Raw genomic sequence first — 23847 nt, 5'->3', positions numbered from 1 at the left:
CGACGTCCGCGGGGCGGGCCTACATCCATCCCTCGGCGGTACTAAGGTCCGTGTCTGTGCGCGCAAGATCCCCGTCGGTCCGCCGTGCCGTGCAGCACCCGGCCCGGATAGTGCCGATCGCGTTCCTGTGCGCGATCGCCGTGGGCACCTTGCTGCTGGCCTTGCCGGTGTCCCGGCAGGGGCCGGACGGTGCCCCGCTGATCACCGCGCTGTTCACCGCGACCTCGGCGGTGTGCGTGACCGGCCTGGTGGGAGTGGACACCCCGACGTACTGGTCCGACTTCGGCCACGGGGTGATCCTGGCGTTGATCCAGGTTGGCGGGTTCGGGATCATGACGATGGCGACGCTGCTGTCCGTGCTGGTGTCCCGGCGGCTGGGGCTACGCGGCCGGCTGATCGCGCAGGCCGAGACCCGTACCCTCGCCCTCGGCGACGTCCGCGCGGTGCTGGGCCGGATCGCGGTCGCGATCCTGGCCTGCGAGACCGCCGTCGCGGTGCTGCTGGCGGCGCGGTTCTGGATTGGCTACGACTACCCGCTCGGCCGGGCACTCTGGTACGGGCTGTTCCACGCGGTGTCGGCGTTCAACAACGCCGGCTTCGCCCTCTACACCGACAACCTGATCGGCTTCGTCGGCGACGCCTGGATCTGCTTACCGATCGCCGCTGCGGTGATCGTCGGCGGGATCGGCTTTCCGGTACTGATGGAGTTGCGCCGCGAATGGCGCCAGCCCGCCGCCTGGTCGGTGCATACCCGGATTACTGTGTGGGGCACGCTGGTCCTGCTGGTGGCCGGGTTCGGGGTGATGCTGGGATTCGAGTGGGGCAATCCGGGCACGTACGGGCCGCTCGGCGTCGCCGAGAAGATCCTCGCCGCGTTCTTCCAGGGCACCATGCCTCGCACGGCAGGTTTCAACAACGCCGACTACGGCGCGATGAGCCTGGAGACCATCACGGCCACGAACGTGCTGATGTTCATCGGTGGCGGCTCGGCCGGCACCGCCGGCGGCATCAAGGTGACCACCTTCTTTCTGCTCGCCTACGTGATCTGGTCCGAGGTTAAGGGCGAATCCGATGTGGTCGTTGGCCGCCGGCGGATCACCGACGAGGCGCAACGCCAGGCGTTGACGGTGGCGTTGCTCGGCGTCGGTGTCATCACCGCTGGCACCATGGCGTTGATCTACTTCACCGATCACCTGCGTTACGACCAGGCCCTGTTCGAAAGCATCTCCGCGTTCGCCACGGTCGGGCTGTCCATGAACATCACCCACACCCTGCCCGAGCCGGCCCAACTGGTGCTGGTCGCGCTGATGTTCGTGGGCCGGGTCGGCACTATCACCGTGGCCTCCGCGCTGGCCCTGCGCGGCCGACCTAGGCTGTACCGATACCCGAAGGAGCGACCCATCGTTGGCTAACACTGGCAAAACCCGCGCCGGCGACAACGGCGTCGTCGTCATCGGCCTGGGCCGCTTCGGCGGCCAGGTCGCCGCCTCCCTGGTCCGGCTCGGTCACGAGGTGCTCGGCATCGACGAAGACCAGCGCATCGTGCAGTCCTGGTCCGAGCGGCTCACCCACGTGGTGCAGGCCGACTCGACCGACGAGGAGGCCCTGCGCCAGATCGGTGTGCCCGACTTCACCCGCGCCGTGGTCGGGATCGGCACCGACATCGAAGCCAGCGTGCTGACCGTCCTGGCCTTGGCGGAGATCGGCATCACTGAGATTTGGGCCAAGGCGATCACCGCCAAACACGGCAAGATCCTGTCTGCGGTCGGCGCCAACCACGTCATCTATCCCGAGGCGACCATGGGCGACCGGGTCGCCCACCTGATCACCAGCAGGATGATCGACTTCATCGAGTTCGATGACGGGTTCGCCATCGTCAAGACCCGCGCCCCGGCCGACAGCGTCGGGCGCACCCTCGCCGACTCGGCCCTGCGCACCCGGTACGGCGTCACCGTCGTCGGCGTCAAACAGTCCGGGCAGGACTTCACCTACGCGCGACCGGAGACTGTCGTCCCGCCAAACGCCATCCTCATCGTGGCTGGCACCCTCACCCAGGTCGAACGCTTCGCCGCGGCCACCTGACCGGTGCGGTCTCATGCCAGGGCGAAGTAGCGCAGCCACAGGTAGGGCACCGCGAGCGCTACCGTGACGACGGTGACGACCAGGCCGTACTTCGTGAACTGCCAGAAGGTGATGGGTCTGCCGGCGCGTTCGGCGATGCCCAGCACGACGACGTTTGCGGAGGCGCCGACGGCGGTGGCGTTGCCGCCCAGGTCCGCGCCAAGGGCGAGGGCCCACCACAGCACCTGGGACTGGCTGGTGTTGCCGTTGCTGTTGACCATTTCGGCGACGACGGGGCTCATGGTGGCCACGTAGGGAATGTTGTCGACGATCGCCGAGAGGAACGCCGATCCCCACAGCAGCACCATGGAGGCGAGGAACAGCCGGCCTTCGGTGGCGTCGGTGGCGGCCCGCGAGATTTCTTCGATGACGCCAGTGTTGACCAGGGCGCCGACCGTGACGAACAGGCCGAGCGGCTCGCGGGGCATCCGTGTCCGGCTACTAGTGTGCAAACATTGCGTTGTGGCAAATTCCGCGGTGCGCGGCCGGCGCACATCGGCCGAAACGGCCGCTCTCGTCGACGGTTTTCTCGGTGCCAGCCGGGCGCTGGTCGCGCTGTCGGCGCGTTCGCTGGCGCAGGTGGATGCCGAGGTGACGCTCGTGCAGTATCGGACGCTGGTCGTGCTCGCCGCCCGCGGCCCGCAGCGGACGACTGACCTGGCCGCCGAACTGGAGGTGGCCGCGTCCACCGCCACACGGATGTCCGACCGCCTGGTGCGCAAAGGGCTGGCCGAGCGGTTCCGGCGCGGTGAGGACCGGCGTGCGGCCTGGGTCTTGCTGACCCCGGCCGGCCGCGATTTGGTCGGGGCCGTCATGCGGCACCGCCGGCGGGCGATCGCCAAGCTGGTGCGCGGCCTCCAGGTCGAGGACCCGCAAGGGCTCGCCGGCGCGCTGGAGGAGTTCGTGGCGGCCGCGGGGGAGGCTTCCGAGCCGCTGTGGTGGCGGCAGTGGCGCGCGTCAACGACGCGGCCGGCGGATACCGTGCCGGCCTGACCGGCGCCGGTAACGGTCACACGGTGAGCACGTTCCGTCCGACGGCTTGGCTGCTGGACAGGTAGCCGATGGCCTGTGCCGCCGCACCGAGGTCGAACGTGCGGGCGAGGACCGGGGCCAGCTGCCCTGCTTCGAGGTATGCGCGCAGCGCGGCCATCGCATCCTGCTTGCTCTGTCGCGCGGGGCCGGGCCGGCGCAGCTGGGGCACGAACAGCGACAGCGCGCCGAGCCGCGCGAACCGGGGCAGGCTGCCCAGCCAGCCGCGTCCGGCGCGGCCGAAGTGGTCGTGTCCGATGAGGACGTACCTGCCGTCGGGGGTCAGCGCCCGCCGGTACGCGGCGAAGGGCCGGTCGCCCGGGATGTCGACGACTAGGTCGTACCGTTGCCCGGTGCGGGTGACGTCGTTGGTGGTGTAGTCGGCGCCGAGCGGCGGACCAGATCCAGCTTCCGGCTGTGGTCCACGCCGGTCACGTGCGCGCCACTAGCCTTCGCGAGCTGCGCGGTGATCGCTCCGACGCCACCGGCCGCCCCGTTGACCAGCACCCGCTGGCCGGACTGGAACGATCCGGGTGGAGGTTGGCCAGGACAATGTATCCGGCGGTCGGCACTGTTGCCGCCCGCTCGAACGTAATGTTGGGTGGTTTGACCGCGAGCCTGCTCTGCGGCACCGAGACGTAGTGCGCGAACGCGCCGCCGTTGCGCCACGAGTATCCACGTAGCGTCTTCCCGAAGACCTCGTCCCCGGGCTGAAACCTGGTGACCGCATGACCGGCCGCCTCGACGGTGCCGGCAACGTCGGTGCCCGGGATGCGGCCCGTGGGGCGGTGTAGGCCCGAACCCTTCGGGCGCGGTACGAACGGCCGACCGGTCACGACATGCCACACGTCCGGATGCACGGACGTCGCGCGCATCCGGAGCAGCACCTCGTCGTCGCCGACCGCCGGCCGGTCGACCTCGGCCAGGCGCAGTCGATCGGCCGGGCCGTAGCCGTCCTGAACGATCGCACGCATGCGCCCCCATCGTCGCATCGTCCCGGCCGAACCAAGCGAACTGTCATAGGAGCGTGGCAATCCTGATCGGTGATCGCCACAAACGGCGGCAAGCGTGGATCGCGTCAGAGCTCTACCGGAGGTGTGCCCCCTCCCGTTCTGGACGGAGATGTGATGACTCTCGTGATCACCACTCGTCGTGTACCCGAACCGTCGATGACCATCGCGATCGCGCCGCAAGGTGGAATCAGGGCGGAAAACGCCCGCATGCTCCACGATCGGGTCATCGCCGTGCTGGCGGCGACTCGACCCCACCGCATCGTCGTTGATCTCAGCGCCGTGCCGTCCATCGACGAGGGTGGCATCGACGCCTTGCGGGCCGGCCAGGAGGCGGCCTCCGCCCAGGGGGCGCGCCTGGTGGTGGCCGACCCGGATCCACGTGTGCGTGAGCTGCTTCGCCGCCACGGCCTCGCCCAGGTCCTGGACGGTTCGGTCCCCGCATAGGCCGGCCCTCAGCGCAGGCGCCGGCTGCGGTGTTGCGGCGCGTCGTTCACACAGCTGCACCTGTGCAAAGATTGCCGAGATGAACGCGGTGTGGTCGGCGCCGGCATGAGCATGCAGCCAAGGCCGAAGCCGGGGCAGCCCGGGTTCGTCGTCCTCGTGTGTGAGCGGTGCGCGGTCGAGTTCGGCTCGGCTGTTCACCTACGGGACTGGTTCGTGCTGTGGCCGGCGGCCGTCCGGGCCGGGTGGAGCGGGGAGCCGAGGCCCTTCGGCACGCACTTTTGCGGCACCTGCGGTGGGCCGGCGGTGCCGGACGAGGTGCCGTCGTAGCTGGTTGTCACGGGACTGTCATGGTTCCGCGAAGGTGCCTCCACATGGCCGCACCAGTCTGGATTTCGTACCGGCCGACGTGAGGAGGTGCGGCGTGAGTGTGGTTGCGCAACCTGTGGCCGGGCCGGTGTCGGTGCCGGTGTTGGAGATCTACCTGACCGACCGCCTCGATCGCGCCAGTTTGGCGCCAGTGCAGGCGGCACTGGACACGGCAGTGCGGCTGCGCCCGGACCGGCTGGTCGTGGATATGGCCGGATGCGTCGGGATCGACGCGGCGGGCGTCGCGCTGCTGCTTGATGTGCACCGCCAGCTTTTGCGGGTCGGTGCGGGCCTGACGCTGCGCGCGCTGTCACCGCGTCTGCGGCGGATTTTGCGGATATCCCGGGTGGAGCAGGTGCTGCACGTGGTGCCCGAGGAGGTGCCGCGCTCCGGGCATACAACGATCGGGAGCGCGCCGTGCTGACGCCGTGGCCGATGCCCGACGACGGGTCCGGACAGCCGGTTCGCCGCCCGGCGCCGCACGCGAGTCGGGACAGAACGCTGGCCGACAAGGTGGTGGCGCGGCTGGTCGAGGATGAGCGGACACGTCTGCAGAACATCGCGGTCGAGGTGCAGAACGGTGTCGCCATCCTCACCGGCCCGGTCGACACACCGGAGCTGATGTTCGTCGCCGGAGGCCTGGCGTGGCAGACGCCGGGCGTCCGCGACGTCTGCAATGCCCTCGAACCGTCCGATGGGGACGATCTGGCCAGCATCTGACCCCGAGTTCTGCGGGCGTGGGCTGCTGCTGGTGTCAGGGAGGAACTGTGAAAGCGATCATTTGTGGTGCGGGTATCGCTGGGCTCACGCTGGCCTGGTGGCTGGAGCGGGACGGCTGGGACGTGGTCCTGGTCGAGCGGGAGGACGGCCCGCGGGCCGGTGGATACATGATTGACTTCTTCGGCTCGGGCTACGACGTTGCCGAGATGATGGGGCTGCTGCCCGAGCTGAACAAGGCCCATACCAGGGTCGCTGAGCTGTCCTATGTAGACCACAATGAGCACGGCGAGGGCGGCATCGCCTGCTCGCGGGTCGCTTCGGTCTTCGACGGACGGATCCTGTCGCTCATGCGCGGCGCCCTGGAGCAGGCGCTGCTCGACGCGGTCAAGGGCCGCATCCACATCCGCTACGGCACGACCATCGAACAGGTCAGCGACGGCGACGCTGTCACGGTGAGGTTGAGCGACGGCAGCGTGCAGCGAGGTGACCTGCTGGTCGGCGCGGACGGCGTGCACTCGCGGGTCCGGGAGCTGGTCTTCGGGTCGCAGGAGCGTTACCTGCGCTACCTGGGCTACCACGCCGCCTCCTTCGTCCTGCGCGACGACGAGCTCGGCCGCCGGGTCGGAGATCGCTTTGTCATGGTTGGTGTGCCGGGCCGCCAGGCCGGGCTGTACCCGACCAATGACGGCCGGCTGGCCGCGTCGTTCATCCACGCCAGCCCCGACCGTGCCATCCCGCAGGACCCGCAGCAGGCGCTGTGCAAGCTGTACGGCAACCTCGGTGGCCTGGTGCGGTGGACGCTGCGGCAGATGCCGCAGGACGGCGAGGTCTTCTACGACCAGGTCGCGCAGATCGAGATGGACTACTGGAGCCGCGGGTCGATCGTGCTGATCGGTGACGCCTGCCACGCCGTGTCCCTGATGGCCGGGCAGGGAGCCTCGCTCGCCGCGGGCGGCGCCTTCGTGCTGGCCGAGGAGCTACGCACGGGCGCCGGTGTCGGACGGGCCATCGCCGCCTACGAGCGGCGGATGCGGCCGTTCGTGCAGGACCGGCAGCGGACCGGACGCAAGACGGCACGCTGGTTCGTGCCCACCGAGCATTGGCGGATGACCGCCCGCCGGATAGCCTTCGCCGCAGCCCGTCTTCCCGGCGCCACCGCGGTGCTGCGCGCCGCCTTCAGCCCACTGCGTGACAGCGTCGTGGAACGGCCAGTGGAGGCGCGAGCGGCATGAACGACGACTCCCAGCCCGAGATGAGCATGTTGATAACGGAGCGGCATAGCGACTCCGGCGTCCGTCTCCTACCGTTCGGTGAGATCGACATGGCCACCGTCGGCCAGGTGCGCGACGCGATCATCGCTGTGCTGGCCCGGGACAAGCCGGCAGCGATCGTCCTGGACCTGCGACACGTGTCGTTCATCGACTCGACCGGCATCGGTGAGCTTGTGCGATGCCACCGTGCCGCGGCCGTCTCCGGCAGCGTCCTGACGGTGGAAAACCTGGCCCCCTTCCCACGCCGCCAACTGTGGGCCACCGGCCTGCTCGGCCTGTTCGGCATGGCCGACCAGCACCACGACGGCCCGGTCCTGGCCCCGCAGATCGAAAGAAGTGCGTGATGGCGGTGCTGTGGCCGTACCCGGAGGACGCCTTCTTCTACCGTGCTCAGCCGGGCCGCTCGGTCGACCGCGAGGATGTCGACCAGGCGGTTGCCGAAGGCGTGCTGGCCCGCCTGTTGGGCCACGACGTTACCGGCGACCAACCCATCCACGTGGATGTGCAGAACCGGGTGGCGGTCCTCACCGGCTCGGTTGACTCGTCCGAAATGATCGGCATGGCCGGCGATCTGGCCTGGCAGGCCCCCGGCATCGTGGACGTCTGCAACGCGCTCACCGTGCGAACCTAGCGGGGTCTGAACAGTCGCCAGGTGCCGCCGATACCGGCGACGATGGCGACGATGGTGATGATCCAGACGTCGGAGGAGTTGAAGCCGCTGCCGGCGGTGGCGCCGGCGAGCGTGGCCCCTTGCAGTGAGCCGCCGTTTTGCTGGTCGCCAGGCAGGACTGCGGGCGGCAGGTCACCGTAGCGGACCAGGCCGGTGCTCTCCAGCAGGGTGAGGTGGTTGAGCACGAACTTGTTCGCCGCCTCGGCGACCTGACGCACGACATCGTTTCGGGTGCCGGAGCGGACCGCGCCGATGACCGGAAAGATCACGCCGTGCGCGGCCCGGAGCCGGTGAACGAAGATGCGGTCGAACTCGCGGTCGGAGGCGGCGCCACGCATTTCGTCGAGCCACTTTTGCTGGGTGGCGCTGGGCTTCGTCGGCAGTTGCACACCGAGCTTGTTGGCGCCATCGACGACGATCTGGTCGAGCTCGGCGTGCTCGGCGGCGATCTGCGCGCCAACCTCGCGGACCCGCTGGGCACTGCCGCGCTCGGCGGCCATCTGCCCGGCCGGCATCTCCCACAGCCCGGCCAGCCGCACACCGTTGAACAGGGCGAGGTCCGTCGCGCCGAGCTGTGCGGGCGCCGCGGGCTGAGCGTTGGCCGCGGCGGCCGGCGCGCCCAATGCGAGTGCCAGCCCGACGAGGACGGCCGTAAGAGCCGTAAGATATCGGCGGGTCACCACGAAATCACCTCCGTGAGTGTCGGCCAAACGCTTCTATTTGAGCACGCTAAACAGTCCGCTATAGGAAGTCAAATGGTGACTTCTTAAGAAAGAATTTGCGCTTGGTCGTTGAATCGACCGTGTCGTCCAAAAGGACGAAGTGGCCACGTCAGAATACGTTTGTTGTGAATGCCACAATACCGCTGCCGGCCGTTTTCCGGAGCGGTTTCGGAACGCTATGGGGTGTGTCAGTCAGTCATGGCCGCCGCCGGTCGCGCGTCGGTGCGCGACCGGCGGGTGGTGCGGGACGAGATGGTCATCCGGCCTGCTCGGTCACGGTGAAGGTGACGGTGCTGTCCTGGATGGCCGCGTCCAGGGCTTTGTCGTCCAAGGTCCGTACCGCCTCGGCGTCGAGATAGACCCGCGCTCCGGAGGTGTCGAGCACGTGGTCGCCGTCGAGAGGGCCGCTGACGACCCCGACGGTGAGCGCACCGGCGGCTGATCCGGTCGCGATGCGCAGGCCCGCTTGGTCGGGGATTCCGGGCCGGTCGGTGAGGCGGCGGATGAGGCCGATCGCGTTGTCGGTGAGGGTGACCATAGGTGTGGAACTCCTTGCCTTTCTGCCGGTTCAGGTGCTGCCGTCCGCGGGGGCGCGGCGGGGGTTCAGTGCGGGGTGCCGATGGCGACGTAGCGTGGATCACCGTCGGTTCGCAGCGGTGGTGCGGCGAGCGCGTGCAGAAAACGTCCGACCCAGCTGTCCATGTCCTGGCTGTGCAGCCGTTGCCGGGTGGCGCTCAGATTGGCGGAACGGATCCCGGTCTCGGCCGCGGCTGCCGCGATCGCGTCGAGCAGGGCGTCCGGGTCGTGCGGGTTGACACTCGTCACTCCGGGCAGCCGTTCGGCGGTGAACTCGCTGAGCACCAGTCGCGCGGTGTCGTCGGTACGCGCGGCGAGGAATTCCTTGGCGGTGGTCGCAGTGCCGGCGCTCAGCGGTGTGGCGAGCAGGACGTCCGCGGCCAGGTAGAGCGCCACCCGCTCGCGCAGCGGCGGGCTACGGCGCAGGTAGTGGATGACCGGGTGTCCGACCCGGGCGTGTTCGCCGTTGATTTGCGCGACGCGGCGGTCGATCCGGGCGCGGACCCGTTCCCGGCGTGTCGTGTCCGGCCCATCAGGGGCGGCGACCTCGACCAGGACGGTGCGGTCAGGGTCCAGGCGCCCGGTGCCCAGCAGGGTGGCGTAGGCGTCGAGACACTGCTCGATCCCCTCGGCCGGGTCCAGCCGGTTGACCGCGAGCAGGGCCGTGCGGGCACCGTGCAGCTTGGCCCGGATGCCGGTCGCCCGGGCACGAACCGAGGGATCGGCGGCCAGTAGTTCGATCGCGGCCGCGTCGATCGATAGCGGATATGAGCCGACCGTGACCCGCCGGCCCTCGATCGTTACGGCGTCATCGCGGACCGCCAGTTGCAGCAGGTGGCCGGCGAGTTCGAGTACGGTGGCGGCCGCCCGCGGGTGCGGCACGCCGATCAGGTCGGCGCCGAGCAGCCCGTGCAGGGTCTGGGCCCGGGTGGGCAGTTGCACGAACAGCTCGGCCGGCGGAAACGGCGCGTGCAGGGACATACCGATGCGCAGGTCGGGTCGGCGGCGGCGCAGCAGGGCCGGTACAGCCTGCAGGTGGTAGTCGTGCACCCAGACGATGCCACCCGGTGCCGCCAAAGCGGCGGCCGCGTCCGCGAACCGCTGGTTGACCCGCTGGTAGGCCACCCGCCACTGGTCCCGGAACTCGGGCGTCTCCACCCGCCCTTGATAGAGCGGGGCGAGCGAGGCGGCGCAGTAGCCCCGTTCGTAGTCCAGGACGTCGGAATGCGACAGGCCGACCGGATGCAGCCGCAGGCCCTCGTGCTCGAACCACGCGGTCGATGCGTTGACGCCTCCGGCCCAACCCAGCCAGGCCCCGCCGCGAGCGGCGACCGCCGGGCCCAACGTGGCTGTGCCGTCACCGATCCGGTCCGCCCACCTCGGCTGTGTGTCGTCGACCGTGACCGGCAGCCGGTGCGAAACCACCACCAGGTCGTGTAGGTCCGGACTGCGGGACCCGGTCATGATTCTCCGATGTGGACAGTTGTGGCGCCTGCCTCACCCCGCCCGTCGGGGGGATGGGAAGGGCGGGGTGAGGGGCTCAACGGCGCCACCGTCACCGCGTCGGCCGCGGGTCCACGAGTGTGCCGGTGCCGGCCGCCGCGGACCAGTCCTCGGCCGGCAGCGAGACCTTAGGCAAGACAATGTGCAGCACATTCGCCACGCGGGCCAGCTGAAGGTTGCGGTGCACGCTGGGCGACGGTGCGCGCAGGCTGAGCCGCCCGCCATCGCGCATCGCTTGACGGTGCGTCTCGAGCAGCGCGGCGACGCCGGACGCGTCGACGTGCGTGCAGCCAGCGAGGTCCACCACGAGGTGCTCCGGCCGCAGTGCGAGGACCTCGTCGAGCAGGACGCGTAGGCGGGGCGTCACCTGCGCGTCGATCGCCTCGGTGACAACGACCTCGACCAGTGGTACTCGGCCCGGCCGTGGCAGCAGCTCGGCCAAGGCTGGAGTACTCACCTGGAACCTCCCGCGTGCAGGACATGATGATCTGGGGTCTGTCCAGACTCTTTAGGTGGTATGGCGGTCCCTCCGCGGTCCTGTGACAGTCCCATGACAAACCGCCGGGGATCCCGGCCGGGCTGCGAAACCTGCTCCGTGGCTGGGCATGATTTAGCGATGGAGCACGTGTTGCTGATCGAGGACGACGACCGGATCCGGCTGTCCTTGACGCTCGGCCTCGAAGACGAGGGCTACACGGTCCGGGGCGCGGCCACCGCGGAAGAAGGGCTGCGGGAGCAGCGGCGCGCGCCGGCCGACACGGTCCTGGTCGACCTGATGCTGCCCGGCATCGACGGCTACGAGTGCATCCGCCAGTTGCGCGCCCGCGACGACGTACCGATCGTGGTGGTCAGCGCGCGCGACGACACACACGACATCGTGGCCGCCCTGGAGGCCGGCGCCGACGACTACGTCGTCAAGCCGGTCGCGGTCAAGGAACTGTCCGCGCGGCTGCGGGCGCTGCGGCGCCGTGCCCGCGCCAGCACGGTCGCCGCCGTACCAGCACTGGTCTTCGACGACCTGGAGATCCGGCCCGAAGCCGGCGAGGTCGCGCTGCGGGGCGAGCCGGTGGCGGTGACCCGCACCGAGTTCCGGCTGCTGTGCGAACTCGCCGAGCACCCGGGCCGGGTGCTGTCCCGGGCGCAGCTGCTGGAACGGGTCTGGGAGTACACCTACGGCGACGAGCGACTCGTCGATGTCCACATCGGACGGTTGCGGCAGAAGATCGAGGACGATCCGACCTCGCCTCGGCACCTGGTGACCGTCCGCGGCATGGGCTACAAGCTGCAACGATGAGACGTCCTGGCCTGCGCTCCCGAGTGACCGCCGCGTTCGCGGCGGGCGCCTTCGTGTTGTCCGCGTCGATGGCGGCACTGTCGTACGAGTTTACCAGCCAGGCACTGATGGCCGGCCGGGAACGCAGCGCCCTGCGCTCGGCCTATTTGGACGCCGGCGTGGTACACGCCGGCCTGGCCACCGAACGGCCCGACATCTCCGCCGTGCTCAGCACCCTCAACACCGGCAACACCCGCCGCGCCCTGCTGCACCGCGACGGCCGCTGGTACGCCCGCGCCGCCGACGCCGGTCTGACCGACGCCATCCCGCCCGCGCTGCAAGACATGGTCGAGCAGGGCAAGCTCGGCATGCAACGGGTCCACACCGACAGCGGCCCCGCGGTCGTCGTCGGCGTGCCGCTGCCGTCGTCGTCCGGCTTCTACGTCATCGACTCGATGCGCGAGCTCGACCAGACCCTACGCACTCTCGCCCTGGTACTCACCCTCGTCGCCGCCGGCACGACCGCGGCCGGCGCCGGCTTCGGCTGGTACCTGACCCGCCGCGTGCTACGCCCTCTCGACACGGTCACCGCCGCCGCGCGTGAGATCACCGCAGGTGACCTCAGTGCCCGCCTCGACCCGGCCACCGAGCCCGATCTGGAACGGTTGACGACGTCGTTCAACGAGATGGTCGACCAGCTTTCGGCCCGCCTGGAACGGGACCGCCGGTTCGCCGCCGACGTCAGCCACGAGCTGCGCTCACCACTGCAGACGCTGTCCGCCGCGACCAGCGTGCTGGACCGGCACCGACCCCGGCTCGACGGCCGGGCTGCGACCGCGGTGACTCTGCTGTCTGACGAGGTGGATCGGTTCCAGCGGCTTGTCGCCGACCTGCTGGAACTGGCTCGCGACGATCGACCGATCCAGCGCACACTGTTCGACGTCGCCGCGGTGGCACGTGAAGAATGCCGCGCTCGCCGCCTACCCGAGCAGGTGGTGCGGGTGGCCGAGGGGAGCACGGCGACCTGGTCAGTCGACCGGCGCCGCTTCATCCAGATCCTGGGCAACCTGCTCGACAACGCCGACCGGCACGGCGGCGGCGCGGTCGCCGTGCGCCTCAACGCGACATCCGACGCGTTCGTGCTGGAAGTGGACGACGAGGGACCGGGCGTACGACCGGAAGACCGCGAGGCCATCTTCGACCGGTTCGTGCGCGGCCGCGCCGCCAGCGCACGCGGGGACAGCGACGGCACCGGACTCGGGCTCGCCCTCGTCGCCCGGCACGCCACCGCACACGGCGGACGCGTGACGGTGACCGACCGGCCCGGCGGCGGCGCCCGATTCCGGGTCGAACTGCCCAGGACGAACTCGTGACCAGAACACGCCGCTCTCCGTACGCCGGCACGCTGTCGGTGCTGCTCGCGGCCGCGGTCACCGGATGCGGCGCCCAAGCCGAGGACCTCCCTCGCGAGGTGAACCCTCCCAATGGGGTCTCGCACGCCTGGGCGACCGAGACACCGCCGGATCCCGGCCCTGGCGCCGGCGTTGTCGCGGAACGCCTGTACTTCGTCCGGGACGGCGAGCTGGTCGCCGTCACCCGCAACGTCGATGCGCAACCCAGCGTCGACGAGCTCGTCGACGACCTGCTCGCCGGACCCACCGACGTGGAGCAACGCGAAGGGCTCACCAGTTCGCTGCTCGGCAACGATATCGTCGTCGGCGTCCAGCTGAGCGACGGCCGGGCCACAGTCGAGCTCACCGCCGCCTTGGACGAGAGCGGCCGCACCGACCAGATCCTCGCCTTCGCCCAGATCGTCTGCACCCTCACTGCCCAACCCGGCATCACCGCCGTGAGGTTCACCCGCGGCGGCCAGCCTGTCGGTGTACCCCACGCCGACGGCTCGCTGTCCGAGGCTCCGGCCACCGCGGCCGACTACGCCAGCCTCCTCGCGACGTAGCCGGTGCGCGTTGCGGGCACCGCCCAGGCCGCATACGTTGGACACAGGTGTGCCGGGAAGGCTGGTCGGCGATACAGAAGGAGGCCGACCATGCCGCCGACGCAGCGACCAGGCACCCAACGGCAGGGCACACTCCGCGAGGTCACGTCGTGACGCTGTCGATCGCCCACCTCTATCCGCACGGCAGCGAGTCGGTCGTCCTGGCTCTGCGCGGGACGCTGGACCACCACACAGCCCCACACCTGCGTATGGCGATCATCGCCGAAGCCGAGCGGATGCCGCGCCCCCGGTCGATCCTGGTGGACCTGACCGATATCGAGCAGGTCGACCCGGCCGGCGTGGGCAGCCTGGTCGCAGGAAACCGCTCCTGCGCGGTGGCCGGCATCGGCTTAGTCGTTCGCGGCACCTCGCCGCTGATCCGCGCACTTCTACAGCTGCAGACAAGCCGCGGACCGGCGCCTGCGACCGCGAGCCAACGGACCTCACAGTGGTGCACGCCTCGCCGCCCGCCACGCCGGCTCCGCCCGACCGGAGGGACCGCCGCCCCGCCACAGGCGCCGGCGCGGACCCGACCCGGCCGCGGACGGTGACAGGGTGGCGCGGCTCGTTGTCTGTTCGGCTGGCGGCGACTGCGTGTCTACCTTGCCGTGGTACTGCTTTCGGGTCCCGGGATCGCGGTCGCTGGCTGCGATACGCAACCAGGGCGAAACCCCCATGGTCACCGCCGACCCCGCGTGGGCCCTGGCGGATCAGCCGGTACAGCTGCGGATCTCCGGCCTCAGAGCTGGCCAGCGGGTCGAGGTCGCGGCGACGTCAACCGACTACCAAGACATGAGTTGGCGCGGCCATGCGGCCTTCACCGCCGACGAGGACGGCACTGTGGACCTCAACCGCGCCGCGCGATGGCACCTACGACCAGGTCGACGGCATGGGCCTGCTCTGGTCAATGGTCCCAGCGGACGGCGACCCAGACCAACAGTGGTTCTTCCCCACGTGCCCGGAACTCGCCGCCGCATTCGAGATTCAGGTCGCCGTCACGGTCGACGGCCGCGCGGATGCCAACCGCACGCTGCGTCGGCAGTGGATGTCGCCCGCAGCCACCCATCGGGTATTCCGGATGGAGACCGAGGGCATCCACGGCGACCTGTACCTACCGCCAGCGGGCAGCACACCCGCGTATGCCGGCGCTTGTCTTCGGTGGCTCCGAGGGCGGCACCAGTCAGAAGTTCACGGCCGCGTTGCTGGCCTCGCACGGCCATCCCGCGCTGTCGCTGGCGTACTTCCGAGTGCCCGGGCTGCCGCAGACGCTGGCGGACATCCCGCTGGAGTACTTCACCACGGCGGCGCGGCTGCTGGCACGTCAACCTGGCCTCAGGCCGGAACCCGTCGCCGTCGTCGGGTACTCGCGGGGCAGCGAAGCCGCTCTCCTACTCGCCCACCACTACCCCGACCTGTTCCGCGGCGTGGTCCTGCACGCGCCCGACGACACCGTAGGCCCGCGTTCCCGGATCCGGCAAGCCCTGCCTGGACCAAGGACGGCCGGGCCACACTCAGCGGGCCGATTCCTGTCAGCAACGTCGAAGGGCCCGTCCTGGCCATCGCCGGTGGCGAGGACAACCCGTGGCCTTCGACGCCGCAGGCCCAGGCCATCCAACCACGGCTGCACGCCGACGCCGCCAAGGCCACCGTCGAGGTGCTGACCTATCCTGCCGCCGGACACGGCGCTGCCACCTACCCGTTCCAGCCGGCAGGCGTCGTGGGCGTACACCCCGTCGACGGCCGCACCTACCACCACGGCGGCACCAGAGCCGCGAACGCCGCCGCCCGCAGCGACAGCCGGTCCAGGGTGATCGCCTTCCGCGCGGACCTGCCCTAGCCGCCCCGATAGCCTCAGGTCGCCTCGAGGTCGCGGCGGAGCAAGCCGACCAGCCCGGTCGCGACGAGCGCGGTCGCGGTCGGGACCGGCGAAGGGGTTCGTCTCCTGGGCTTCATCGCCGAGGACCAAGCCCGACGGCAAGACGTTGCGCCGGCAAGGGATTGGCGGGACAACTTACCGCGCCCGCGTGGTGGTGAACCTTACCGAACGGTGACGACCGCGCCCTCGCTGATGCGGTTCTTACAGGCCGATGACGTGCGTGCGCGTCACTCATCGAGGTGTCCGCTGCCGCCGTACCCACTGGCGCCGCAACCGCGGTGCCATCGGCTTGGGCCGTGGCGTATCGAGTGAGGTGAGAGCATGCGTCAACGCGTGATCCGGACGCGGTCACAGGAGTTCCGCATCGTGGCGGTGCTCGTCGTGCTGGCGGCGACCGCCGCGGTCACGGCGGGCATCGTGTCCAGCGCCCGTAACGGCAGAGCGTTCGCCGAAGCGGCGCCGCTGTCCAGCTTCGTGCCGATCCAACAGGTGGCACCGAACGTGAAAGCCCCGGCACCGCGCCGTGGAGCCTCGACAGGTGTGTTCACCGTGGACTGTGGAACGAACGAGAACGAGAAGTTCAGCCCGGACAACCCGGTCGCGCAACCCGGGATCCGCAACGGCGCCCAGCACGTGCACGACTTCGTCGGCAACCTGTCGATCACCGCCGACTCCAGCGACGAGAGCCTGGCCGCCTCCGACACCACCTGCCGCAACGGCGACAAGTCGTCGTACTTCTGGCCGGTGGTCCGTATCGACCGGACCGCGAACCGGCAGGCCAACCCGGTCGGTGCGAACCCCGACACACTCAAGACCGCCGGCACCCCCACGGTCGCGTGCCCCAGCGTGGCCGACAAGCTCCCGGCCGTCCCGGCCCCGGCGTCCGCCGAGGTGAACCGCAACCTGCGACTGCTGGACCAGCAGATCGCCGAAGCGAACCAGCGCATCGTGACCAGCCGGGGCCAGGGCGGACCAAACTTCGTCAACAACGCCATCCTCGGCCCGCTGCGCTCCAAGCGAGTGGCCACATTGGACCGCATCGCCATCGCCATCGGCCGCCAGGGCACCCACCCGACCGGACTGGCCTCCTTGGCAGACTGTGACCTGAGCTACGACGGTGCACACGCCGGACACAACGGCGGCAACGACACCGGCGCTCCCGCATCGGCGCCGGCCGCGATGACGCCGACCGTCAACTGCCCGACCGTCCGGGACAAACTGCCGGCCGTCCCCGCTAGCGCGCTCGACGAGGTGAACCGGAACCTGGCCCTGCTGGACCGGCAGATCGCCGAGGCCAACCAGCGAATCGTCACCACACAAGGACAGGGCGGCCCCAACTTCATCGACAACGCCATCCTCGGCCCGCTGCGCGCCAAGCGAGCGGCCACATTGGACCGCATCGGCATCGCGATCGGTCGGCAGGGCACCCGTCCGACCGGCCTGGAAGCACTCGCCCCCTGCACCCTCAACAGCGGCGGCAACAACAACGGCACCGAGCAGGAACTGCCCGGCGTGCAGGGTCCGAACCAGGAGATCGCCGGCAACGTCGGCGGCATCGTCCGCCCCGCCAAAGTGCTGATCGAATACCGCGGCAACCCCACCAGCAAGGTGGTGCCGATGCCCAGATTCCTGCGCGCGATCACCGGAGACGCCAAGCCGACCAGCCGCGGCCCGGCCAACGCCCGCAAATCCTGGACTTGCAGCGGCTTCGCCGACCGGCTCTCCGACAAGTACCCGATCTGCCCGCCCGGCAGCCAGGTCACGCGCGTGCACGACTTCCCCAGCTGCTGGGACGGCAAGAACACCGACAGCGCCAACCACCGCACCCACATCCAGTTCCCCGACGCCAAAACCGGCGCCTGCCCCACCGGCACCCGCGCCGTGCCGCAACTGCGGATCAGCGTCAGCTACGACATCCCCCTCGACGTCCAGAAGAAGGGCCAGTACCAGCTCGACACCTTCCCCGAGGAGAACCACAACCCGTTCTCCGACCACAACGACTTCCTCAACGTCAACTCCATCCACCAGATGACCAAGATCACCAACTGCGTCAACGCCGGCCGCCGCTGCCGCTGACAGGCGCAGGCTCGTACCAAAGTGACCATGCCCTACGACGGCCTGTGCGGGGACAGGGAGGGTAGCCGTCTCCCACAGGCCGTCCTGGCCCTCGATAACCCGAAGGCCCGCGTACGTTGCCGAACGGTCGGCGACAAGTAGGGACCAATCCTCGATCGACGTCTTTTGGCATCTCAGTGCAAGGTTCGACAACCAATGGCAAGCCGGGATGGGCACATGTGGTGCAAGGAGTCGCCGGGTCAGCGCGGCCGTCCCGACTGCAAGGGGTCGCAGGTTAGATGCGGCGCAACGGGTGCGCCGATGTGGAATCACCGGCACCGGCGGCCGAGCCCGCCGATCGGGAGCAGCCGGACAGCGCCCTTGCGCAACCTCGTTTCCGATGCCTGGACGCCGTGGCATCGCGACGGTTAGCGGCGCCCCTGATCGGCGGCCCGGTCGGCGCCGCCCTGGCCCGCCTGGAGCGCGGAAACCCCGCCGAACGGATCCGCACCGCGCTCGACCGCGCGGTCGTGCTATGGAGCGAGGACTCGGCGGATTCGGCGGCTAGAATTCGGCCGGCTGCCGCAGGTGTTGCGAGTGGCTATGGTTGCCTGTTCGTGGCCGAACACCGGGTCTAGCGATCACGGTGGTCGCGGTGCTGACCGCGATCAACGTGCGTGACGTGCGGGCGTCCCGGTTCGCGTTCGCGATCCCACCCACCTGTGGATATGGCGCGGGCCGGGCGCTTGATCTGCTCGGGTCAGCTAGGCGGGACAGTTGCCTGCGGACACCGGGCGGGTTAGGTTGTGGTTGGTGTGCCGGGAAGCCTGGTCGGCGAGCACGAGGAGGCTGACCATGGCGGTAATGCGGTTCCCGGTATCGCATCTAGCGAGCGTAACTCTCCCTTTTGCGTGGTGCGGGCTGATGTGTCCGCGCGTTCGACGCTGCGTGGATTGACTTCGGCCGTTGGTGGGGCCGCAGGGTGCGGTCCGGTCGGGTCATGTCGGTGTTCGCGTGTTGGGTTCTTACCGAGGGGCGGGAGAGTGCTGCTGTGACGCTGTCCATGAGTTGGCGATACATGCTTGACCGGTCGGTGGTGTTGGCGTTGCGCGGTCAGCTCGACTACGCCGGTGCGCCCGATCTGCGGGCCGTGATCTCGGCCGCTGCGGTCCGCGACCCGCGGCCGCCGAGGATCGTGTTGGACCTGAGTGGGGTGACGTTCATCGACCACGTCGGTGTGGGCACCCTGGTCGTGGGTAACCGCATCTGCGCCCAGGTCGGTGTCGAGCTCGCGGTGTCCAACCCGTCACCACTGATTCGGCAGCTGCTCGGGCTGCGCAAGGACCGCCGGTCCGACGGGCCGGACCTGACCGGGCCGGTTCGCGAGACCACCGAGCCCGTTACGCCGGGCGGGGAGTGGATCGATGTCAGCGCGAGGGCTGGATAGCCAGCGCCTGGATCGCCCGCTGATGACGCGGGCGGCATTGGGTGGACTGTGCGCGGCGGTCTGCGTCTTCGGCGCGCTGCTGGCCGCACCGGGCATCGCGGTAGCCCAGGCATCCACGGTCGCAGTGACCACTGTGGACGGTCCAATCACACCGGTGGTCGCGCAACACCTCATCGACGGGGTGGGCGAGGCCGCCGCTGGGGGGCACCAGGCGCTGCTGGTGGAGCTGGACACCCCTGGCGGTCTGGATACTTCGATGCGGCAGATCATCAAGGCGTTCCTGGCCGCCGATACGCCGGTGATCGTGTACGTGTCACCGCCGGGTGGCCGGGCCGCGTCGGCCGGGGCGCTGATCACGTTCTCGGCGCACCTGGCGGTGATGGCGCCGGGCACCACCATCGGTGCTGCGACGCCAGTGAACGCCGAGACCGGCGAGAAGGCCAGCGACAAGGTGATCAACGACGCGGCGGCGTTCGCCGAGTCGGTGACCCGTCAACGCGGCCGGAATGTCGACTTCGCCGTGGCCACTGTCCGGGAGGGACGCGCCGTGACCGCCGACGAGGCCGTGCGGATCGGTGCGGTTGACCTGATCACGGACAACCGGGCCGGGGTGCTGGCCGCCGTCGACGGGCGTACGGTCACCGTTGCCGGTGGCCGGCAGGTCACGCTGGACACGGCTGGTGCGCGGACGGTGGACTACGAGATGGGGCTGCTGCGTCAGCTGCTGGCCGTCATCGCGGACCCGAACCTGGTGTTCCTGTTCCTGTCCATCGGCACCCTGGCCCTCATCTACGAACTGGCCGCCCCCGGCATGGGCCTGGGCGGCGTCACCGGGGCGATCCTGCTCATCCTCGGCTTCTTCGCCCTCAGCGTGCTACCGGTCAACATCGCCGGGATCGCCCTGCTGGTCCTGGCCGGAGCGCTGTTCGCCGCCGAAGTATTCACTCCCGGCGTCGGGGTGTTCGCCACCGGCGGCACGATCGCCCTGCTGGTCTCCGGCCTGTTCTTGTTCGAGGACGAGGCGGTGCGGGTCAACCCGGCCGTGCTGTTGCCGACCGTGCTGGTCGTCGGCGGCGGGTCGCTGCTGGCCGGCCGGCTTGCCTGGCGGGCCCGCAAGAACCCGCCACTGTCCGGTCCGCAAACACTGCTCGGCGCCGTCGCCACCATCAACGCCGCAGCGGGCAACACCGGCCGGATACGCGTGCAGGGCGCCTGGTGGAACGCCCGCAGCCCGCACAGCGACCTGCACGACGGCCAAACCGTACGAGTGCTCGACGTGCAGGGCCTGACCCTCATGGTCGAACCCGCGAAGGACAGGGAGGACCCCGATGTCCAATAGCATCCTGGCGTTGCTGATCGCCGCCGGCGCGGTCCTACTTTTGCTGACCGCGTCGGTGCGCATCGTCCCAGAGTACGAGCGGGGCGTGATCTTCCGGCTCGGCCGGGTGATCGACGCCAAGGGCCCCGGCCTGTTCTTTATCATCCCGATCGTCGACCGCATGGTCCGCGTGTCCCTGCGCACCGTCACCATGGACATCCCACCGCAGGACGTCATCACCAAAGACAACGTCACCGTCAAGGTCAACGCGGTCACCTATTTCAATGTCACCCAGCCGATCCGGTCCGTCATCGCGATCGAGGACCACATCGTCGGCACCTCCCAGATCGCCCAGACCACTCTGCGCAGCATCCTCGGCCAGGTCGACCTGGACGAACTGCTGATCAAACGCGACGAGATCAACCAGCGGCTGCAACAGATCATCGACGACGTCACCGACCCGTGGGGTGTCAAGGTCACCCTGGTGGAAGTCAAGGACGTCGAACTGCCCGAGGCGATGCGCCGGGCCATGGCCCGGCAAGCCGAAGCCGAACGGGATCGCCGCGCCAAAGTCATCCACGCCATCGGCGAATATGAGGCCGCCGCCAACCTCGGCAAGGCCGCCGAAGTCCTCGAGGCCCACCCCGCCGCCATGCAGTTACGCGTGCTGTCCACCATGGCCGAAGTCGCCTCCGAACGGAACTCCACCCTCATCTTCCCGCTGCCCATCGAACTGCTCCGCCTGGTCGACACCCTCACCGCCCAAGCCGACGGTGCCACCCCGCGCCCAGCAGCCACAACCCGACCCGCGCACGACACATAGCCGCTCATGACTGTCCCGCCATCGTGTCGCGTTGTGCGCTCGCCGCACCGGTGGCCGGCGGCGACATCCGCGTCCACTGCCCGGGCGGGGCCGATCGCTTCGACAGCACCGTGGGCCACCGGAGGTCCCGCCTTGTGCCGCCATCTCGCATCAAGGTCGAAAGGGGGACGGCATGCTCGAAGGTGAACACCACCGCCGGCTTCACGATCTCACCGCGGCCGTGACGCGGGACGACCCCCGATTCGCCGCGGCGCTGGCCCGGGGCACGCCATGCGCCCCGTGGGAGTACCGGCGCCGCCGCCGCATCATCCTGCTCAGCGCCGTGCTGCCCATCGTCGTGGTGTGCGCGGCGGGGTACCCGGTGATCGGTCTGCTGCTGGGTTGGTCGGCGGCACTACTGGCGATCGTCTGTACCCGGCACCTGCTGCAGAACCCGCGTCAACGCGGCGACGGCCCGCCCCGCCCCGATACCGAGGGCCCGCCGTTCTTCGTGTGAGCCGTCCCCTGGGACGTTGCCCGAGGCCCAGGATTGCGGCCGCTGCCCGGCAGGCGCCTGCCATGTCGGGTCGGTGGCGGACAGCGTGACGGCGTGCGAGGCGGCGAGCGCTGGACGAGGATGGCGCACCAACAGCAGGTCCGTAGGAGCACGAGGCCGAGTAGTAGCGCAGTCCACCAGAGCATCGACGGGTCGGCCACGGCTGGCAATCCGTCCGGTGGCCCGAAGCGGGGGCGGTGGCGGCCTCCGACCACGCGGCGGCCGGAAACTGTAGTGGTGTGCGTAGCTTGTCGCGTTGCGGTCCGCTCGTTCCCGGCCGAACGCGTACCAGTGTGCGGGTTGCTGCGGTAGACCGCGTCGAGGTCCCGGGTCACTGCACGGATCTGCGGCGGGGTAGCGGCCGGTGCGGATCAGCTGGGTGAAGGCCATTGAGGCGAGCAGCAGCAGTTGCACCTGTTCACGTGGGCGGTCGTAGCATGCAGCAGCAGAGTCCATGTTTCGTATCCCTGGCCGCGCCCCACTTTCAACGTGTACCACAATCGGTAACCGACCCCATCCCACCAGGCTTGTGACCGGTTCAGGATAGGCGGGCCGGCGGCAGCAGCACCGGCCGTCGCCGGGCGGCCAGGTCCTCAACCCAGCCGACACAGACGACGGTGGCAACCGTAGTCAGTACCCCCAGCCCGAGGGTGGCCGCGTAGCCGCGTCCGCAGGACAGGTCGACTTCGGCGAGCATCAGCAGGCCGCCGGCGGCGAACAAGGCCGGCAGGTGCCAGATCCGGCCACCGCAGCGGGCTGTCCGGGTCGGCCAGCCAACCGCGGGCCAGCATCAACGGCACCGCCACCACGGCCAACGCCCACGGCGGCGGCAGCAGACGTCGCATTCGCGAACCGACGGTCCGGACCGGGCCGCCCCGTTCCAATGAGGCTGCGGTCAGGCAGCCGGCGACGGCGAACATCACCGCCATGGACGGAACAGCGCGGCCAGCCAACTGGTCCACAACGCGTGCTGCATATAGACGCGGAGTATCGCGGTGGCGGGCAGCATGTCGAGGTAGCGGCTGCGCGGGGTGGACGCGTTCATCGGTGCACCCGGGTCGGTGTGTCAACGGCTTCGCGACCGTCGGGCCATCTGCCGTCCTGCCCGGTGCGGCGGACGATGCGGTCCCCGGCGTGGCCGCTCATGCTGTCGGCGCTGGTCGCCCGTCGGCGCTGGCGCGGCACGACTGACCTCGGCGACCCGTGTCGCGGACACAGAGTGCCTAACTGCGGCCGCTGGTCTGAGACTGCCGGGTCCACGGCAGCGGTCAGGCGCCGAACAGCCATACGACCGCGAGGACAATGGTCGTCGTCACGGCGGCGGTGAGGATGGCGCTGCCAACCGTGATCAACACCAGCGGCCAGCGTGGGTACACCTCTGCGTTGCTGCGCAACTGTTGGACGGACCGGTAGCCGTCGTCCGCGCCGGTGAGGCGATCAAGTGCTGTCGCCGCTATGTGACCTGCCACGCCGCCGCGGGTTGGCTGGCTTGGGTTGCCGGCCGGCCCCCGATCAATAGCCTCGGGGCTGGGCGGCGTGGCCGGGCACCTGTGCCGCACGGGTGAGGAACGCGGCCGGCCGGTCGTGCGGCGGCGCCGTACGGGGCGGCCGCCCGCGTCGGGCATGGGATGGCAGGTGCGCGGCGGGTTCATGGTGTGCCCGTCGCCTCCGGTGAACCGACGTCGTCAACGGCCGCAGTCGGCAACGAAGTGTGGTGGTACTTGTGGCGCGGACGATCAGGTGCAACACCGCTGTTGACCGCGTGGTTCGGGGAGCCAGGGTTTCCCAGCACGGCAGCGGTGAGTGGCACCAGTGTGAAGCCGAGAAGCAGCACCGGGGGCGCCTTCCAATCCGGGACACGAAAGCGGAGGTGCCGACCAGACTTCCCGGCGCGCCAAGGGTGTTTCGAGGCCCATCGTACGGGCCGCGACCGCGACCCAGGGTCAGGGGCATGGATAGGGCGCGTCCTGTCGTTGCCTCACCCTCACGTAGGGAGCTTCGTCGAGCCACCAGGCGCCATCTGACGCACACCACCACCGTTGTGCCGTCGCGGTGGAGCCGAAAGGGCCGACCTGTCGTGGCCGTCCGC

General features: G+C 69.7%; 29 protein-coding genes and 3 pseudogenes. 22 read left to right on the top strand and 10 right to left on the bottom strand.

Translation table 11 applies throughout. The annotated features are described in order from the left end of the window. Window positions 1-56 precede the first annotated feature (56 nt). Together AC5L36_RS38795 and AC5L36_RS38790 are read left to right on the top strand one after the other, a co-directional pair. Window positions 57-1412 carry a TrkH family potassium uptake protein gene (locus tag AC5L36_RS38795; protein WP_441223677.1) on the top strand — a complete coding sequence of 452 codons (1356 nt, stop codon included), beginning with the start codon at window positions 57-59 and terminating at the stop codon, window positions 1410-1412. Beyond that, window positions 1405-2082, top strand: coding sequence for a potassium channel family protein (locus AC5L36_RS38790; RefSeq protein WP_441223676.1), 678 nt, complete (start codon window positions 1405-1407; stop codon window positions 2080-2082). Before AC5L36_RS38795 ends, AC5L36_RS38790 begins: the two co-directional genes overlap by 8 nt. A gap of 11 nt (window positions 2083-2093) precedes the next feature. Here AC5L36_RS38790 and AC5L36_RS38785 read toward each other — a convergent pair whose 3' ends face one another. After that, window positions 2094-2549: an SLC13 family permease gene (locus AC5L36_RS38785; protein WP_441223675.1), complete on the bottom strand. Its 456-nt coding sequence runs from the start codon at window positions 2547-2549 to the stop codon at window positions 2094-2096. A 34-nt stretch (window positions 2550-2583) separates the two neighbouring features. Here AC5L36_RS38785 and AC5L36_RS38780 point away from each other — a divergent pair, with 34 nt between their 5' ends. Continuing rightward, the gene (locus tag AC5L36_RS38780; RefSeq protein WP_441223674.1) at window positions 2584-3114 is read left to right on the top strand and encodes a MarR family winged helix-turn-helix transcriptional regulator; all 531 of its coding nucleotides are present in this window, start codon (window positions 2584-2586) and stop codon (window positions 3112-3114) included. 16 nt (window positions 3115-3130) lie between these two features. Here the strand turns inward: AC5L36_RS38780 and AC5L36_RS38775 are convergent. Both AC5L36_RS38775 and AC5L36_RS38770 read right to left on the bottom strand, forming a co-directional pair. Beyond that, window positions 3131-3520, bottom strand: a pseudogene (locus tag AC5L36_RS38775) (zinc-binding dehydrogenase); the annotation flags it as partial. Window positions 3521-3581: 61 nt separating this feature from the next. Next, window positions 3582-4124 carry an alcohol dehydrogenase catalytic domain-containing protein gene (locus AC5L36_RS38770; protein ID WP_441223673.1) on the bottom strand — a complete coding sequence of 181 codons (543 nt, stop codon included), beginning with the start codon at window positions 4122-4124 and terminating at the stop codon, window positions 3582-3584. A 153-nt stretch (window positions 4125-4277) separates the two neighbouring features. Here AC5L36_RS38770 and AC5L36_RS38765 point away from each other — a divergent pair, with 153 nt between their 5' ends. From AC5L36_RS38765 to AC5L36_RS38735, 7 genes are all read left to right on the top strand, one after another. After that, entirely contained in the window at window positions 4278-4607 is a 330-nt protein-coding gene (locus AC5L36_RS38765; protein ID WP_441223672.1) for an STAS domain-containing protein, read from the top strand. Between the two features lie 105 nt (window positions 4608-4712). Next, window positions 4713-4934 (top strand): hypothetical protein, encoded by a 222-nt coding sequence (locus tag AC5L36_RS38760; RefSeq protein ID WP_441223671.1) that lies wholly within the window; start codon window positions 4713-4715, stop codon window positions 4932-4934. Window positions 4935-5028: 94 nt separating this feature from the next. Beyond that, window positions 5029-5397, top strand: a complete 369-nt coding sequence (locus AC5L36_RS38755; protein WP_441223670.1) for an STAS domain-containing protein — start codon at window positions 5029-5031, stop codon at window positions 5395-5397. After that, entirely contained in the window at window positions 5391-5693 is a 303-nt protein-coding gene (locus AC5L36_RS38750; RefSeq protein WP_441223669.1) for a BON domain-containing protein, read from the top strand. The genes AC5L36_RS38755 and AC5L36_RS38750 overlap by 7 nt, the downstream gene beginning before the upstream one ends. A gap of 47 nt (window positions 5694-5740) precedes the next feature. After that, window positions 5741-6925 carry an FAD-dependent oxidoreductase gene (locus AC5L36_RS38745; protein ID WP_441223668.1) on the top strand — a complete coding sequence of 395 codons (1185 nt, stop codon included), beginning with the start codon at window positions 5741-5743 and terminating at the stop codon, window positions 6923-6925. Beyond that, window positions 6922-7308, top strand: coding sequence for an STAS domain-containing protein (locus AC5L36_RS38740; RefSeq protein WP_441223667.1), 387 nt, complete (start codon window positions 6922-6924; stop codon window positions 7306-7308). Before AC5L36_RS38745 ends, AC5L36_RS38740 begins: the two co-directional genes overlap by 4 nt. Next, the gene (locus tag AC5L36_RS38735) at window positions 7308-7595 is read left to right on the top strand and encodes a BON domain-containing protein (RefSeq protein WP_441223666.1); all 288 of its coding nucleotides are present in this window, start codon (window positions 7308-7310) and stop codon (window positions 7593-7595) included. The genes AC5L36_RS38740 and AC5L36_RS38735 overlap by 1 nt, the downstream gene beginning before the upstream one ends. On the opposite strand, the gene AC5L36_RS38730 is transcribed toward AC5L36_RS38735, so the two are convergent. The 4 genes from AC5L36_RS38730 to AC5L36_RS38715 all read right to left on the bottom strand — a co-directional run bounded on the left by AC5L36_RS38730 (window position 7592) and on the right by AC5L36_RS38715 (window position 10892). Further along, a complete protein-coding gene (locus AC5L36_RS38730; protein ID WP_441223665.1) occupies window positions 7592-8314 on the bottom strand; it encodes a DUF4142 domain-containing protein in 723 nt (240 codons plus the stop codon). The genes AC5L36_RS38735 and AC5L36_RS38730 overlap by 4 nt on opposite strands. A 298-nt stretch (window positions 8315-8612) precedes the next feature. Continuing rightward, on the bottom strand, window positions 8613-8894 hold the full coding sequence (locus AC5L36_RS38725; RefSeq protein ID WP_441223664.1) for an adhesin: 282 nt from the start codon (window positions 8892-8894) through the stop codon (window positions 8613-8615). A 65-nt stretch (window positions 8895-8959) separates the two neighbouring features. Beyond that, on the bottom strand, window positions 8960-10396 hold the full coding sequence (locus AC5L36_RS38720; protein WP_441223663.1) for an alpha,alpha-trehalose-phosphate synthase (UDP-forming): 1437 nt from the start codon (window positions 10394-10396) through the stop codon (window positions 8960-8962). Window positions 10397-10487: 91 nt separating this feature from the next. After that, window positions 10488-10892: an STAS domain-containing protein gene (locus AC5L36_RS38715; protein ID WP_441223662.1), complete on the bottom strand. Its 405-nt coding sequence runs from the start codon at window positions 10890-10892 to the stop codon at window positions 10488-10490. A 159-nt stretch (window positions 10893-11051) separates the two neighbouring features. Between AC5L36_RS38715 and AC5L36_RS38710 the strand changes: the two genes are divergently transcribed. From AC5L36_RS38710 to AC5L36_RS38655, 12 genes and pseudogenes are all read left to right on the top strand, one after another. Beyond that, complete coding sequence (locus AC5L36_RS38710) at window positions 11052-11729, top strand: response regulator transcription factor (protein ID WP_441223661.1); 678 nt, start codon at window positions 11052-11054, stop codon at window positions 11727-11729. Then, window positions 11726-13081 carry a HAMP domain-containing sensor histidine kinase gene (locus tag AC5L36_RS38705; RefSeq protein ID WP_441223660.1) on the top strand — a complete coding sequence of 452 codons (1356 nt, stop codon included), beginning with the start codon at window positions 11726-11728 and terminating at the stop codon, window positions 13079-13081. The genes AC5L36_RS38710 and AC5L36_RS38705 overlap by 4 nt, the downstream gene beginning before the upstream one ends. Continuing rightward, window positions 13078-13665 (top strand): GerMN domain-containing protein, encoded by a 588-nt coding sequence (locus tag AC5L36_RS38700; protein WP_441223659.1) that lies wholly within the window; start codon window positions 13078-13080, stop codon window positions 13663-13665. The genes AC5L36_RS38705 and AC5L36_RS38700 overlap by 4 nt, the downstream gene beginning before the upstream one ends. Before the next feature lie 149 nt (window positions 13666-13814). Continuing rightward, window positions 13815-14255: an STAS domain-containing protein gene (locus AC5L36_RS38695; protein WP_441223658.1), complete on the top strand. Its 441-nt coding sequence runs from the start codon at window positions 13815-13817 to the stop codon at window positions 14253-14255. Window positions 14256-14379: 124 nt separating this feature from the next. After that, window positions 14380-14752, top strand: a pseudogene (locus AC5L36_RS38690) (acyl-CoA thioesterase/BAAT N-terminal domain-containing protein); the annotation flags it as partial. Then, window positions 14721-15128, top strand: a pseudogene (locus AC5L36_RS38685) (alpha/beta hydrolase family protein); the annotation flags it as partial. The pseudogenes AC5L36_RS38690 and AC5L36_RS38685, both read left to right, overlap by 32 nt. Window positions 15129-15226: 98 nt before the next feature. After that, entirely contained in the window at window positions 15227-15541 is a 315-nt protein-coding gene (locus AC5L36_RS38680) for an acyl-CoA thioester hydrolase/BAAT C-terminal domain-containing protein (protein ID WP_441223718.1), read from the top strand. Window positions 15542-15901: 360 nt separating this feature from the next. Next, entirely contained in the window at window positions 15902-17656 is a 1755-nt protein-coding gene (locus AC5L36_RS38675) for a DUF1996 domain-containing protein (protein ID WP_441223657.1), read from the top strand. Between the two features lie 1057 nt (window positions 17657-18713). Further along, a complete protein-coding gene (locus AC5L36_RS38670; protein ID WP_441223656.1) occupies window positions 18714-19082 on the top strand; it encodes an STAS domain-containing protein in 369 nt (122 codons plus the stop codon). 22 nt (window positions 19083-19104) lie between these two features. After that, the gene (locus tag AC5L36_RS38665; RefSeq protein ID WP_441223655.1) at window positions 19105-20421 is read left to right on the top strand and encodes an NfeD family protein; all 1317 of its coding nucleotides are present in this window, start codon (window positions 19105-19107) and stop codon (window positions 20419-20421) included. Beyond that, on the top strand, window positions 20411-21223 hold the full coding sequence (locus AC5L36_RS38660) for a slipin family protein (RefSeq protein WP_441223654.1): 813 nt from the start codon (window positions 20411-20413) through the stop codon (window positions 21221-21223). Before AC5L36_RS38665 ends, AC5L36_RS38660 begins: the two co-directional genes overlap by 11 nt. 172 nt (window positions 21224-21395) lie before the next feature. Then, a complete protein-coding gene (locus tag AC5L36_RS38655) occupies window positions 21396-21719 on the top strand; it encodes a DUF3040 domain-containing protein (protein WP_441223653.1) in 324 nt (107 codons plus the stop codon). A 577-nt stretch (window positions 21720-22296) separates the two neighbouring features. Here the strand turns inward: AC5L36_RS38655 and AC5L36_RS38650 are convergent. From AC5L36_RS38650 to AC5L36_RS38640, 3 genes are all read right to left on the bottom strand, one after another. After that, window positions 22297-22479, bottom strand: coding sequence for a hypothetical protein (locus AC5L36_RS38650; protein WP_441223652.1), 183 nt, complete (start codon window positions 22477-22479; stop codon window positions 22297-22299). Window positions 22480-22677: 198 nt separating this feature from the next. Continuing rightward, complete coding sequence (locus AC5L36_RS38645) at window positions 22678-22803, bottom strand: hypothetical protein (RefSeq protein WP_441223651.1); 126 nt, start codon at window positions 22801-22803, stop codon at window positions 22678-22680. Between the two features lie 223 nt (window positions 22804-23026). After that, complete coding sequence (locus AC5L36_RS38640) at window positions 23027-23227, bottom strand: hypothetical protein (RefSeq protein WP_441223650.1); 201 nt, start codon at window positions 23225-23227, stop codon at window positions 23027-23029. Window positions 23228-23847: the final 620 nt, after the last annotated feature.

The sequence above is a fragment of the Phytohabitans sp. LZ39 genome, assembly GCF_059359075.1.
The sequence above is the reverse complement of the archived record's forward strand: the minus strand, read 5'-3'. Positions and strand labels throughout refer to the sequence as shown.

What these genes read in the sequence shown, in the direction of transcription:
- AC5L36_RS38740 (WP_441223667.1), top strand. Translation starts at nt 6,922, where the DNA reads ATGAACGACGACTCCCAGCCCGAGATGAGCATGTTGATAACGGAGCGG.
- AC5L36_RS38735 (WP_441223666.1), top strand. Translation starts at nt 7,308, where the DNA reads ATGGCGGTGCTGTGGCCGTACCCGGAGGACGCCTTCTTCTACCGTGCT.
- AC5L36_RS38665 (WP_441223655.1), top strand. Translation starts at nt 19,105, where the DNA reads ATGACGCGGGCGGCATTGGGTGGACTGTGCGCGGCGGTCTGCGTCTTC.
- AC5L36_RS38660 (WP_441223654.1), top strand. Translation starts at nt 20,411, where the DNA reads ATGTCCAATAGCATCCTGGCGTTGCTGATCGCCGCCGGCGCGGTCCTA.
- AC5L36_RS38720 (WP_441223663.1), bottom strand. Translation starts at nt 10,396, where the DNA reads ATGACCGGGTCCCGCAGTCCGGACCTACACGACCTGGTGGTGGTTTCG.
- AC5L36_RS38675 (WP_441223657.1), top strand. Translation starts at nt 15,902, where the DNA reads ATGCGTCAACGCGTGATCCGGACGCGGTCACAGGAGTTCCGCATCGTG.
- AC5L36_RS38645 (WP_441223651.1), bottom strand. Translation starts at nt 22,803, where the DNA reads ATGAACGCGTCCACCCCGCGCAGCCGCTACCTCGACATGCTGCCCGCC.
- AC5L36_RS38765 (WP_441223672.1), top strand. Translation starts at nt 4,278, where the DNA reads ATGACTCTCGTGATCACCACTCGTCGTGTACCCGAACCGTCGATGACC.
- AC5L36_RS38710 (WP_441223661.1), top strand. Translation starts at nt 11,052, where the DNA reads ATGGAGCACGTGTTGCTGATCGAGGACGACGACCGGATCCGGCTGTCC.
- AC5L36_RS38705 (WP_441223660.1), top strand. Translation starts at nt 11,726, where the DNA reads ATGAGACGTCCTGGCCTGCGCTCCCGAGTGACCGCCGCGTTCGCGGCG.
- AC5L36_RS38670 (WP_441223656.1), top strand. Translation starts at nt 18,714, where the DNA reads ATGCTTGACCGGTCGGTGGTGTTGGCGTTGCGCGGTCAGCTCGACTAC.
- AC5L36_RS38770 (WP_441223673.1), bottom strand. Translation starts at nt 4,124, where the DNA reads ATGCGTGCGATCGTTCAGGACGGCTACGGCCCGGCCGATCGACTGCGC.
- AC5L36_RS38785 (WP_441223675.1), bottom strand. Translation starts at nt 2,549, where the DNA reads ATGCCCCGCGAGCCGCTCGGCCTGTTCGTCACGGTCGGCGCCCTGGTC.
- AC5L36_RS38725 (WP_441223664.1), bottom strand. Translation starts at nt 8,894, where the DNA reads ATGGTCACCCTCACCGACAACGCGATCGGCCTCATCCGCCGCCTCACC.
- AC5L36_RS38760 (WP_441223671.1), top strand. Translation starts at nt 4,713, where the DNA reads ATGAGCATGCAGCCAAGGCCGAAGCCGGGGCAGCCCGGGTTCGTCGTC.
- AC5L36_RS38655 (WP_441223653.1), top strand. Translation starts at nt 21,396, where the DNA reads ATGCTCGAAGGTGAACACCACCGCCGGCTTCACGATCTCACCGCGGCC.